Raw genomic sequence first — 12,028 nt, 5'->3', positions numbered from 1 at the left:
CGAACGCCGCCGCCGGCGCAGACCTCTGTGACACGGACGTGTCGGACGTGGCGTTACTGCATTCCCGACGCACGCAGTCATGCTCTTCGCCACGTTTTGGAAAGAAAAATATGTGCCGATGTTCATGGATCCGCGCATTGGGCGGTAGCATGTGCGGCCCAAAGGGGGGATTCACGTACATGCTCATCCGCAATTTGCTGTTGGCCACGGCGCTCGCCGCGGCGCTGGCTTCCGGTTCGGCCGCTGCGCAAAGCCTGCCCAAGCCCAACGAGTTCTACTTCGACGCCGACGCGCAGACCGCCAAGCCGGTCGTCGTCGTGCGCGAAACCGGCGAGGCGGCGATGGACCGTCTGGCCAAGATCCTGGAACGCAAGGCGCACGCGCCGACCGAAGCCGCGCAGCTGGCGCATCTGGCGATGGAAGCCGGCCGCAACGACCTGGGCCGCCAGCTCTACGCCCGCGCCCTGCGCGAGATCGACAGCGGCAGCAGCTTCTGGCGCGCGATCAACTGGAATTACGGTTGGGATCTCTACCACGCCGGCGCCACCGACGAAGCGCTGAAGGTGTTCGCCACCCTGCACAGCGCGCGCAGCGTCAACGCCGGCTGGATGCCGCCGACCTACGCGGTGCTGCTGTGGTCGCTCGGCCGCAAGGACGAGGCGCTGCAGTGGTACGCCGCCGCGGTGCGCACCGAACCCGACCAATGGCGCGACGCCTCGCGTTACGCCGAGCTGCTGCCGGCCTGGCGCGACGCCGACCGCGCCACCCTGGCCGAAGTGCACAAGGCTTGGGCGGCCAATCCGCCGGCCTGGCCGTAAAACGCAAGCTCCGGCGCGCGGACGCTTGCGTTCGCGCGCCCGCGCCAACCCGCATCACTCAGCGCTCGCGACGCGCGTCGCAGGCGCCCGCGACCGTTCGTCGCCACGCTTCCCGTTGACTCCCCTACACGGCTACAGTCGGCCGTTCGCGGCCGAGTCTGCTGCCTCCCGGGACCGGTCTGTCGCTGCGCACGCAGCCGGGGATCGGATGTCGAAGTCGACACTCAGCGTCCTGGTGGTCGAAGACCACGGCTTCCAGCGCCGCATGGCGCTGCGCCTGCTGGGCGAACTGGGCGTCGCCAATCTGCACGAAGCCGCCGACGGCGCCAGCGCCCTGGATCTGCTGAACCGTCTGGCGCTCGAGTCGGCGCCCGATGCCGACGATCCGGCCGAAGTCGATCTGGTCCTGGTCGATCTGGACATGCCTGGCATGGACGGCATCGAATTCATCGACCGCCTCGCCCGGCAGCGTCTGGCCCGCGCCGTGCTCGTGGTCAGCGCGCTCGACCCGGCCTTGCTGCACACCGTGCAAACCATGGCCCGCGCCTGCGGCCTGCGCGTGCTCGAGGCGCTGGCCAAACCGCTGACCAAAGCCAAACTAGCCGACGCCCTGACTTCCCTGCGCCAAACCAAGGCCGACGAAGAACCCCAAGCCGCGCTGCAAATCACCCCCGACGACGCGCGCATCGCCCTGGAAACCGGCCGCATCGAGCCGTGGTTTCAGTTGCAAGTGGAACTAAGCAACGGCCGCGCCATCGGCGTGGAAGCGCTGGCCCGCTGGCGCCGCGACGACGGCCGGGTGATCCTGCCGCAACATTTCGTGCCGCTGCTGGAAGACCAGGACCTGCTCGACGAACTCACCGAACGCATGCTCGCCCAGGCCTGCCGCTACAAACGCGGCTGGGATCGCGAAGGTTTGCGCCTGAAGCTGTCGGTCAACGTCTCCGCCTCCACCCTCGACGACGCCGGCGCCGCCGACCGCTACCAGCGCATCGTGCGCGAGGCCGGCGTAGCCGCCAGCGAAGTGGTGCTGGAGCTCACCGAAAGCTCGCTGATGGCCGACGCCGCACGCGGCTTGGCGGTGTTGGCGCGGCTGCGGCTCAAGGGCTTCGGCCTGTCCATCGACGACTTCGGCACCGGTTGGTCGTCGCTGTCGCAACTCTCGCAGGTGCCGTTCACCGAACTGAAGATCGATCAAGAATTCGTCGCCGGCGCCAGCCAGCGGCCGCGCAAGCGCGCGGTGGTGGAGGCCAGCCTGGACCTGGCGCGCAAGCTCGGCCTGGACGCGGTGGCCGAGGGCGTGGAGACGGTCGAGGACTGGCAGATGCTGGCCGAGCTGGGCTGCGCGGTGGCGCAAGGCCGGCTGATCGGCGAGGCCGTGCCCGGCGCCGAGCTGCGCGCCGCGCTCGGCCGCTGGCGCCGCCCCGAACACTGAGCCGCCGATGTTCGCCTGGCTCGACCGCTACAGCGTCCGCCGCCAGCTCTGGGGCCTGTTCGCGCTGTTCCTGGCCGCCGGCTCCAGCGTGCTGCTGATCGACGAGATCGAACAGCACCGCGCGCGCGGCGCGCTGCAGTCGCTGCAGGACGATTCGCTGCGCGGCCTGCGCCTGATCAAGACCGTCTCCGACGCCTACGGCCTGGACGTGGTCGACACCACCTTCCGCGTGCGCAACGACTTGGTCGGCTGGGACGAGGGCGTGGACCGGGTCGACCGCGCCCGCGCGCGCATCGACGCGGCCTGGCGCGAACTCGACGCGCTGCCGCATTCGCCGCGCGAACAGCAACAGCTCAACGACGCCGCATTGGCCCGCCGCACCGCCGACGCCGCCGCGCTGGAACTGCGCGCGATCCTGACCCGGCGCGACCTGCGCGGGCTCGGCCGCTTCGCCGACACGCGTTTGTATCCGGCGATCGATCCGCTGACCCAGCGCATGCAGAAACTCTCCGACCTGGAACTGATCCAGGCCGACGCGGTGGTGCGCGCCGACATCGTGCGCAGCGAACGGGTCAGCGCGCTGCGCATCGGGGTGTCGCTGCTGGCGCTGGTGCTGGCCGCGCTGGTCGGCCGGCGGGTGCTGCGCAACGCGTCGCGCGGCGTCGACCAGCTCACCTGGCTGGCGCGGCGCATGCGCGATCACGACTACACCGCCGACCCGGGCGAACTGCCTCAGGGCGAACTCGGCGCGGTCATGCAGACCTTCCTGGACATGCGCCGCGACGTGCTCGGCTTCGAGACCGAACTCACCGGCCAGCTGATCCGCAACGAACGCACCCGCGCCGAACTGGAACGGCGCGAGCGCTTCCAGGCCTCGCTGCTGGATTCGGCGCAGACCGCGGTGATGGCGGTCGACGCGGACGGCCGCTTCACCCTCATCAACCCGTTCGCCGAGCGCTTGCTCGGCCTGCGCGAAGCCGACGCGGTCGGCCGCGAGCGCTTGCACGCGGTGTTCGAAACCCGCGCCCTGCAAGCGCTGGCGACCGAACTGAGCACGCGCCTGGGCCGCCCGGTGCCGGCCGACTGGACCGCGCTGCGCGAACTCGCGCGCGCCCAGGCCGCGCCGCGCGAAACCCGGCTGCGCCATCGCAACGGCACCTGGGTGCCGGCGCTGGTCGCGGTGTCGGCCACCGGCGGCGGCGACGACGAGGCGACCGGTTTGCTGGTGATCGCCGCCGACCTCAGCGCGCTCAAGCGCCTGGAACGCGAACTGCGCGCCAGCGAGGCGCGCGCGCAGGACGCCAGCCGCGCCAAGTCCTCGTTCCTGGCGGCGATGAGCCACGAGATCCGCACGCCGATGATCGGCGTCACCGGCATGATCGAAGTGCTCGCGCATTCGCGCCTGGACGGCGAGCAGCGGCAGGCGCTGGAGGTGATCCAGCAGTCCTCGCAATCGCTGCTGCAGATCATCGGCGACATCCTGGATTTCTCGAAGATCGAAGCCGGCCGGCTGGAACTGGCGCCGGCGCCGGTGGATCTGGCCGCGCTGGTGCGCGCCACCAGCGCGGGCTTCCTCGGCGCGGCCGGCGCGCGCGGGGTGGCGCTGAACTGCGAAGTCGATGCGCGCGTGGCCGCGGCCTATCGCGCCGATGCGCTGCGGCTGCGGCAGATCCTCGGCAACTTCCTGTCCAACGCGGTCAAGTTCACCGAGCGCGGCGCGATCGAAGCCGCCTTGGAATTCGAGGGCAGCGAACCGCCGCTCGCGGGCGAGGACGCGCCGCGCGACCGCCTGTGCCTGCGCGTGAGCGACACCGGCATCGGCATCGACGCCGAGCAGCAACGCCTGCTGTTCCAACCGTTCCAACAAGCCGACGCCGACACCGCGCGGCGCTACGGCGGCACCGGCCTGGGTCTGGCGATCTGCCGGCGCTTGGCCGAACTGATGGGCGGCGAGATCGACCTGCGCAGCGAACCCGGCGCCGGCACTACCTTGCGCCTGCGCGTGAGCCTGCCGCGCGCGCCTGCGCCCCCCGCCGCCGCCGACACCGACGCGGCCGTGCTCGCCGCCGCGCCGCCGGACCCGGAGCGCGCCGCGCGCGAAGGGCGCTTGGTGTTGTTGGTCGACGACCATCCCACCAATCGCCTGGTGATCGCGCGGCAATTGGCCTTGGCCGGCTACGCCTGCGAAACCGCCGACGGCGGCGAAGCCGGCCTGCAGCGCTGGCGCAGCGGCCGCTACGCGTTGGTGCTGACCGACCTGCGCATGCCCGGCGTGGACGGCTACGCGCTGGCGCGGGCGATCCGCGCCGAACAAGCGCAGGCCGGCATCGGCGAGGGCGACGCGCGGCGCACGCCGATCGTGGCGCTGACCGCCTCGGCGCTGAAAGACGAAGCCGATGCGTCGTACGCCGCGGGCATGGACGATTGTCTGGTCAAACCGGTGGCCGCGGCGAAACTCGCGGCCGCGCTGCGGCGTTGGCTGCCGCCGTCCGCGTCCGGCGAAAGCGCCACCGATTCGGCGCTGGCGCCCGGCACCGACCTGGGCCGCGTGCTCGACCTGGACGTGCTGCATTCGCTGCTGGCCGACAGCGGCGGCGGCGATGCCGACGCGGTGCTGGCCGAGTTCCTGGCCGCCGCCGACGAAGACTTCGACGGTTTGCGCGCGGCGGCCGAGGCGCAAGACGCGGTCGCGTTGTCGCGGCACGCGCATCGGCTCAAGGGCGCGGCCTTGTTGATCGGCGCGCAGGAATTGGGCGAAGCGGCGCAGGCGCTGGAGCGGGCGGCGCGGGCGCGGGAGTGGGGGTTGGCGGCGCCGTTGTTGGGGGATGCCGAGGCGGCGTTGCAGCGGTTGCGCAGGTTGCGTGCTTGATCGAGGCGCGCCTTACCCTTTCCCCAATCCTCCCCAACCCAACCTTCCCCTCAAAACCCTCCCCCTACAAACCCTTCCCCGTCATTCCTGCGAAAGCAGGAATCCATTTTGCCGTTGCTATTGCCGTTGCCGTTGTAGTTCGCTTTGACGCATCCCCAAGCAAAGCCCACGTCCCGCAGCCCCGGAGGGCGCGCGCATGGATGCGCACGTGCGCCATGGGGCAGGATGCCCCTTATGGCGCAGCCCCGCGCAACGTCGAGCCCTAGTGGCTCTTGATTCGAAAACAGGGAAAGCGCCTTTCTTTGGTTACTTTCTTTGGCAAGACAAAGAAAGTGACCCGGCCGCTTGCGGACGGAACGCTCTGGATTGTGGCTTGTCGTCACTCGTTGCTGCGTTGAAGGCAAAACCAACGGCAAAGTCAAAATGGATTCCGGCTTTCGCCGGAATGACGGAGTGCGAGCTGCGTTTCTCGCACGTGGCGGAGCACCCCACCCACCGTCATTCCGGCGAAAGCCGGAATCCATTTTGATGTTGCTTTCGCTTTCTCTGGTAAGAGGCGCACGACGACAAGCGAAGATCAAACGCTTAAAGCTTTCGTCCGCAAGCGGCCGAGTTACTTTCTTTGTCTTACCAAAGAAAGTAACCAAAGAAAGGCGCTTTCCCTGTTTTCGAATCAAGAGCCACTAGGTCCAGCACCGGGCGCGGGGCCGCGCCATAAGGGTCATCCTGACCCATGGCGCGCGCGCGCATCCATGCGCGCGCCCTCCGGGGCTGCGGAACGTGGGCCTCGGGTGGGGATGCGTCCGGTCAAAAACCAGAGCAAAGCTAGAGAAAGCAGAGCGCGAACAACAGCAACAGCAACGGCAGAACCTCACTTCCCCGCCGCGTTCTCCAACCCAATCCCCCGCTCCCCCAACCAATCCGCCACCGCCCCCCGCTCCGCCCGCGTCTTCGCATTGAGCAACCGATCCGGACTCATGAACATGTAGCGCTGAAACGTCGCCCCCTGCGCATTGCGCGCCTTCGGGTCCGCCCCCGCCCGCAGCAAGGCCAGGGCATGCCCGAATTCGTTGATCTTCGCCGCCACGTGCAACGGCGTATTCCCCACGCGGTCGGCATGCCCGGGATCGGCGCCGGCGGCGAGCAAGGCGGCGAAATGGTCCGCCCGCTCGGCCGTCAGCGCCGCCGCCAGCGCGTTCGCGCCGGTCACGGTGTTGGGCAGATTCGGATCGACCTTGGCCTCGAGCAACGCGCGCAGATACTTCGGATCGTCGGCCATCGCCGCCAACTGCAATACCGTCGTGCCATCGTCGGCGCCCCGCGCCGGATCGGCGCCGGCGGCGAGCAGCGCGCGCAGGCCGTCCACGCTGCGCTGATACAGCGCCCATTGCAGCACGGTGATGCCGCGCTCGCCGCGCGCGTTCGGGTCCGCGCCGGCGGCCACCAGCGCGCGCACCCGCGCGGCGTCGCCGTCGGCCGCGGCCTGCGCCAAACCTGCGGCGGCCGGTGAGGAAAACGCCTGGCTCGCGCGCATGGCTCGCACTCCGGGTTGGGCGAACGCGGCCGCGGCGCACAGCCACAGGCCGAGGACGGCGGCGAAGCCGCGCGCCGCGATGCTATGCCGGTGGTGGTGGTGCATGCGCGCCTCCGCCTCGCTGCGGTGGGAAGGCCCGATCCTAACCCGCGACGGCGGCGCCGCGCCGGTATCGGCGGCGGGGTTCGCGCCGCCGCGCCCCGTTGCCGCTTCGGGCGATTCCATGTTGCGCAGCCGCATCGCGCCGCTCGTCCTGCGAAATACGCGCGTTCAGCCGGCCGCGAACGGCCGCGCTCGACTTTCGGCCTACTCAGTTCCGCGCCGGCCTGCGCTATCGTCGGACGCTGTCCTGGGGAGTTCCGTCATGCCTTCTTCGATCACCGCCCGGCGCCGCGCGGCGTCGCTGCTCGCGCCGCTGGCGCTGGCGTGCGCCTTCGCCCTCGCGCCGGCCGCGCACGCCGCCGACCGCATCGGCGGCAAGACCTTCGCCACCCGCAGCGAGGTGTACGCGCCGCACGCGATGGCCGCGACCTCGCATCCGCTGACCACGCAGATCGCGCTGGACGTGATGAAGGCCGGCGGCAGCGCGGTCGACGCGGCCATCGCCGCCAACGCCGCGCTCGGGCTGATGGAGCCGACCGGCAACGGCGTCGGCGGCGATCTGTTCGCGATCGTGTGGGATCCGAAAACCAAGAAGCTCTACGGCTACAACGGCTCCGGCCGCTCGCCCCAGTCGCTGAGCCTGGCCGAATTCCAAAAGCGCGGGCTCAAGGAAATCCCGCCGCACGGCCCGCTGCCGGTGACCGTGCCCGGCGCCGTCGACGGCTGGTTCGCGCTGCACGAGCGCTTCGGCCGCAAGCCGATGGCCGAGAACCTCGCGCCGGCGATCCGCTACGCGCGCGAAGGCCATCCGGTGCACGAGGTGATCGCGTACTACTGGAACGCCTCGGTGCCGCGCCTGTCGAAGTGGCCGGGCTTCAAGGAACAGTTCACCATCGACGGCCGCGCACCGCGCACCGGCGAGATGTGGAAGAACCCCAACCTCGCCCACACCCTCGAACAGATCGCCCAGGGCGGGCGCGACGCGTTCTACAAGGGCGACATCGCCCGCACCGTCGGCGCTTACTTCAAGGCCAACGGCGGCTATCTGAGCTACGAGGACATGGCCGCGCACCACGGCGAGTGGGTCGAGCCGGTCAGCAGCAATTACCGCGGCTACGATGTCTGGGAACTGCCGCCGAACGGGCAAGGCATCGCCGCGCTGCAGATCCTCAATATTCTCGAAGGCTACGACCTGAAGTCGTACGGCTTCGGCAGCGTCGAGCACGTGCACCTGTTCGCCGAGGCCAAGAAGCTCGCCTTCGCCGACCGAGCGCGCTGGTACGCCGATCCGGCGTTCGAAAAGCGCTCGCCGGTCGCCAAGCTGATCTCCAAGGACTACGCCGCGCAACGGCGCAAGCAGATCTCGCTGGACAAGGTGCTCAAGGAAGCGCAGCCGGCGACGCCCGCGCAGCTCGACCAGGGCGACACCATTTACATGACCGTGGCCGATGCCGACGGCATGATGGTGTCGCTGATCCAGTCCAACTACCGCGGCATGGGCAGCGGCATGGCGCCGCCGGGGCTGGGCTTCATCTTCCAGGACCGCGGCGAGCAGTTCGTGCTCAAGGAAGGCCACCCGAACTCGTTCGCGCCCGGCAAGCGGCCGTTCCACACCATCATTCCCGCGTTCGTGACCAAGGACGGCAAGCCGTGGCTGTCGTTCGGGGTGATGGGCGGCGCGATGCAGCCGCAGGGCCACGCCCAGATCGTCATGAATCTGATCGACTTCGGCATGAACCTGCAGGAAGCCGGCGACGCGCCGCGCATCCAGCACGACGGCTCGACCGAACCGGCCGGGCAGATGGTGGCGATGAGCGACGGCGGCGAACTCGATCTGGAAACCGGCTTCTCCTACGAGACCGTGCGCGAACTGGTGCGGCGCGGGCACAGCGTGCGCTTCGCGCTGGGGCCGTACGGCGGGTATCAGGCGATCATGGTCAATCCGAACGGCGGCTACATCGGCGCGAGCGAGTCGCGCAAAGACGGGCAGGCGGCGGGGTATTGAGCGCCGCCTCGCAGGTAGGAGCGGCGTAAGCCGCGATCGCGGGGGCGCGGCTACGACGAAAGTCGCGTCGTAGCCGCGATGTCGCGGTCGCAGCTCACGCAGCTCCTACACTCGCCCCCTGTAGGAGCTGCGCAAGCTGCGACCGCGAACTCCTAACAACGACGAACCCCGCCTACCGCCGCACCGCACCGCACCGCACCGCACCGCACCGCACCGCACCGCGAAAAATTTTCGCGCGCCCCCAACCGACCCCGCGAAGGTTTCGCTATTTCGCCCCACGCGCGAATTCCGCGTTGACAGCCCGCCGCATCGCAGCGAACACTGCGCCGGCATCGCGACGCGATGCATCCACTGCGCGAACGCCGACACGGCGCCGCGCGTCCGGATCCGAGGGGTGCTGCGACGGGGCCGACGCTCCGCCACGCTCGGGCCGCGATGCCGAGCAAGGGCGCCCTCCCGATCATCCTGGAGGCGTCATGCCTGTTTCCGATCCGCACTCGTTCGTCACCGATCCGCACGCGCCGGGCTTCGCGCGCTTCGATCCCCCGCTCTCGCTCGCCCTGGTCGTCTCCGACGTCCAACCCGAACCGCACGAAGACGACGCCGGCCTGATCGCCGCGTTGCGCGCGCACGGCATCCACGTCCACGCCCGCATCTGGAGCGATCCGGCGGTGGATTGGGCCGCGCACGATGCGCTGCTGGTGCGCAGCACCTGGGATTACTTCGAACGCTACACCGAGTTCCTGCAGTGGTATCAGCGCATCGAGGCGCTGCGTCGCCCGATCGCCAATCCGCTGCCGCTGCTGGTGTGGAACAGCGACAAGCGCTATTTGCTCGAACTCGCCGCGCAAGGCGTGGCGATCATTCCGACCGTGCACGCGCGCGGCGGCGAGCTCGACGCCGCGCTGGCGCCGTTGCAGGGCGAGGTGGTGGTCAAGCCCAGCGTCAGCGGCGGCGCCTGGAACACGGTGCGCGGGCGCATCGGCGACGAGGCCTTCGCTCAAGCCGTGGCGCGATTGCCGCGCGAGCTGGATTACCTGATCCAGCCGTTCGTGCCGCAAGTGGTCGAGGAAGGCGAGTGGTCGCTGCTGTTCTTCGGCGGCCTCTACAGCCATGCCGTGCTGAAGAAGCCGGCGCAGGACGATTACCGCGTGCAGACCTACTACGGCGGCACGGCGGCGGTCACCGAGCCGCCCGCGCCGCTGTTGGCCTCGGCGCGGCGCGCGCTCGACGCGGTGGCGGCGCTGGGCTATCGCGATCATGCGTATGTGCGCGTGGACGGCGTGGTGGTCGAGGGCGAGTTCCAGCTGATGGAGCTGGAGTTCATCGAACCGTTCCTGCATCTGGCCGCGCACCCGCCGGCCGCGCGCTTGTTCGCCGCGCAGCTGGCGCAGCGTTGGTCGGCGTTGCGCGAGACCGCCGCGGCCTGAACGGCCGCGCACCGCACCGTCGTCGGCCGCGCGCGGCGATTGCGCGCGCGGCCGGCGCCGCTTAGCGTTCCGGTTCACGCACCGACGACGACATCGCCATGAGCGCCGCCCACGATCAACGTTTGTTTTCCTACGGCACCCTGCAATTGCCGGCCGTGCAGCAGGCCACCTTCGGCCGCTTGCTGCACGGCGAAGCCGACGCCTTGGTCGGCTTCCGCCGCGCGATGGTGAAGATCGAAGACCCGCAGGTCGTCGCCACCAGCGGCGAAACCCATCACCCCATCGTCGAGCCCAGCGGCGACGACGCCGACCGCGTCGCCGGCACGGTGTTCGCGATCAGCGCCGAGGAACTGGCGCGCGCCGACGCGTACGAAGTCGACGACTACCGCCGCGTCGAGGCCATGCTGGCCTCGGGCGGCCGCGCCTGGGTGTACGTGAAGGCTTAACCGGCCGCCGCCGCGTCGGCGGATTCGTCGCCGCCGGCCGCCGCGCGCGGGCCGCGCAGCAAGGCGCGCAGCGCCGGCACGCACGGCAGGTACAGCGCCGCGCCGATCACCCACACCCAGCCGTCCCAATGGCCGGCGCCGGCGACGTAGACCGCGCCGAACAGCAGCGGGCCGATCACCGCGGCGAGACTGGCGAGGCTGGCGAGCACGCCTTGCAGCGCGCCTTGGCGGGCTTCGTCGGTGCGTTCGCTCGACATCGCCAGCAAGGCCGGCCCGCCGATGCCGCCGCCGGCGGCGAGCAACAAGCCCGGCGCCAGCGTGGCGACGCTGCGGGCGAAGGCGAAGGCCAGATAGCCGAGCACGTCGGAAATCACCCCGCCGAGCAAGGTCTTGGCCGGGCCGAAACGTTCGCTGATGCGGCCGGTGGCGAAGGCCTGGAACAGCGAGTGGATGACGCCGAACGCGGCCAGCGACAGGCCGACCGCGGTCGGGTTCCAGCCGAAACGGTCGTGGCCGTAGATCGCCCACAGCGTGCCCGGCACCTGCCCGGCCAGCTGCATCGCCAGATACAGCCACAGCAGCGGCGCCAGATCCGGCAGGCGGCTCAGCTCGCGCAGCGAATGCCACGGCGCCAGCTCGCGCAGCGAGGGCGCGCGCGCCGGGGCGGCGTCGCGGGCGCGCGGCGGCTCGGGCAGCGCCAGCCACGCCAAAGCGAAGTTCAACAGCGCCAGCGCGGCCGCGGCCACGAACGGCGCGCGCAGCCACATCGCGCCGAGCACGCCGCCGATCACCGGGCCGGCGACCAAGCCCAGGCCGAACGCCGCGCCGAGCCAGCCGTAACGGCGCGCGCGCTGGGATTCGTCGGAGATGTCGGCGATGTAGGCGCCGGCCACCGAACCGCTGGCGCCGCTGATGCCGGCGATGGCGCGGCCCAGGTACAGCAGCGACAGCCACGGCGCGCAGGCCATCAGCAGGTAGTCCAGCGAGCTGCCGAACAGCGAGCACAGCAGCACCGGGCGGCGGCCGAAGCGGTCGCTGAGCGCGCCCAGCGCGGGCGCGCAGACGAACTGCATCAGCGCGTACAGCGCGGTCAGCGCGCCGGCGTGCAGGGCGAGGTTGTTCTGCAGGCCGAAGGCGTCGAGCAACTGCGGCATGACCGGGGCGATCAGGCCGATGCCGATGGCGTCGAGCACGACCGTGGCCAGGATCAGGATCAGGGCGAAGCGGGCGCCGGACGGGAGCGGGGGCGCGGCCGGCGGGGGAGCCGGGGCGGCGGCGGATTCGGCCGGCGCGGAGGAGGAGGTCGGGGTGCGCATGGCAATTCCCTATCAGTGATAGATTCGCCGCGAATGCTAATCTATCGCCGATAGGGGAACAAGCCCCCGGCCG

At 70.3% G+C, this 12,028-nt stretch carries 8 protein-coding genes and 1 riboswitch; of the genes, 6 read left to right on the top strand and 2 right to left on the bottom strand.

The window, feature by feature from the left end; genetic code table 11:
- The first annotated feature begins 179 nt into the window (after positions 1 to 179).
- From J5226_RS05315 to J5226_RS05305, 3 genes are all read left to right on the top strand, one after another.
- Entirely contained in the window at positions 180 to 818 is a 639-nt protein-coding gene (locus J5226_RS05315) for a tetratricopeptide repeat protein (protein WP_215838816.1), read from the top strand.
- A gap of 208 nt (positions 819 to 1,026) precedes the next feature.
- Positions 1,027 to 2,253, top strand: coding sequence for an EAL domain-containing response regulator (locus J5226_RS05310; protein ID WP_215838815.1), 1,227 nt, complete (start codon positions 1,027 to 1,029; stop codon positions 2,251 to 2,253).
- Between the two features lie 7 nt (positions 2,254 to 2,260).
- Positions 2,261 to 5,122 (top strand): ATP-binding protein, encoded by a 2,862-nt coding sequence (locus J5226_RS05305; protein WP_215838814.1) that lies wholly within the window; start codon positions 2,261 to 2,263, stop codon positions 5,120 to 5,122.
- 871 nt (positions 5,123 to 5,993) lie between these two features.
- Here J5226_RS05305 and J5226_RS05300 read toward each other — a convergent pair.
- Positions 5,994 to 6,896, bottom strand: a complete 903-nt coding sequence (locus J5226_RS05300; protein ID WP_215838813.1) for an ankyrin repeat domain-containing protein — start codon at positions 6,894 to 6,896, stop codon at positions 5,994 to 5,996.
- A 124-nt stretch (positions 6,897 to 7,020) separates the two neighbouring features.
- Here J5226_RS05300 and ggt point away from each other — a divergent pair, with 124 nt between their 5' ends.
- The 3 genes from ggt (at position 7,021) to J5226_RS05285 (ending at position 10,639) form a co-directional block, all read left to right on the top strand.
- Positions 7,021 to 8,763, top strand: coding sequence for a gamma-glutamyltransferase (gene ggt / locus J5226_RS05295; protein ID WP_215838812.1), 1,743 nt, complete (start codon positions 7,021 to 7,023; stop codon positions 8,761 to 8,763).
- 383 nt (positions 8,764 to 9,146) lie between these two features.
- Positions 9,147 to 9,224: riboswitch (S-adenosyl-L-homocysteine riboswitch) on the top strand.
- Positions 9,225 to 9,239: 15 nt separating this feature from the next.
- Positions 9,240 to 10,193, top strand: a complete 954-nt coding sequence (locus J5226_RS05290) for a hypothetical protein (RefSeq protein ID WP_255323003.1) — start codon at positions 9,240 to 9,242, stop codon at positions 10,191 to 10,193.
- A 98-nt stretch (positions 10,194 to 10,291) separates the two neighbouring features.
- Positions 10,292 to 10,639 carry a gamma-glutamylcyclotransferase family protein gene (locus J5226_RS05285; protein WP_255323002.1) on the top strand — a complete coding sequence of 116 codons (348 nt, stop codon included), beginning with the start codon at positions 10,292 to 10,294 and terminating at the stop codon, positions 10,637 to 10,639.
- On the opposite strand, the gene J5226_RS05280 is transcribed toward J5226_RS05285, so the two are convergent.
- Positions 10,636 to 11,955, bottom strand: coding sequence for a TCR/Tet family MFS transporter (locus J5226_RS05280; protein ID WP_215838811.1), 1,320 nt, complete (start codon positions 11,953 to 11,955; stop codon positions 10,636 to 10,638). The two genes, J5226_RS05285 and J5226_RS05280, sit on opposite strands and share 4 nt — an antisense overlap.
- Between the last annotated feature and the right edge of the window lie 73 nt (positions 11,956 to 12,028).

The organism is Lysobacter sp. K5869, assembly GCF_018847975.1.
GTDB lineage: Bacteria > Pseudomonadota > Gammaproteobacteria > Xanthomonadales > Xanthomonadaceae > Lysobacter.
Note: the sequence above shows the minus strand (reverse complement) of the source record. Positions and strands in the feature narration are given on the sequence as shown.

Excerpts from the sequence above, each read along its gene's own strand:
- J5226_RS05315 (WP_215838816.1), top strand. The coding sequence starts at position 180 with ATGCTCATCCGCAATTTGCTGTTGGCCACGGCGCTCGCCGCGGCGCTG.
- J5226_RS05310 (WP_215838815.1), top strand. The coding sequence starts at position 1,027 with ATGTCGAAGTCGACACTCAGCGTCCTGGTGGTCGAAGACCACGGCTTC.
- J5226_RS05305 (WP_215838814.1), top strand. The coding sequence starts at position 2,261 with ATGTTCGCCTGGCTCGACCGCTACAGCGTCCGCCGCCAGCTCTGGGGC.
- J5226_RS05300 (WP_215838813.1), bottom strand. The coding sequence starts at position 6,896 with ATGCGGCTGCGCAACATGGAATCGCCCGAAGCGGCAACGGGGCGCGGC.
- ggt (WP_215838812.1), top strand. The coding sequence starts at position 7,021 with ATGCCTTCTTCGATCACCGCCCGGCGCCGCGCGGCGTCGCTGCTCGCG.
- J5226_RS05290 (WP_255323003.1), top strand. The coding sequence starts at position 9,240 with ATGCCTGTTTCCGATCCGCACTCGTTCGTCACCGATCCGCACGCGCCG.
- J5226_RS05285 (WP_255323002.1), top strand. The coding sequence starts at position 10,292 with ATGAGCGCCGCCCACGATCAACGTTTGTTTTCCTACGGCACCCTGCAA.
- J5226_RS05280 (WP_215838811.1), bottom strand. The coding sequence starts at position 11,955 with ATGCGCACCCCGACCTCCTCCTCCGCGCCGGCCGAATCCGCCGCCGCC.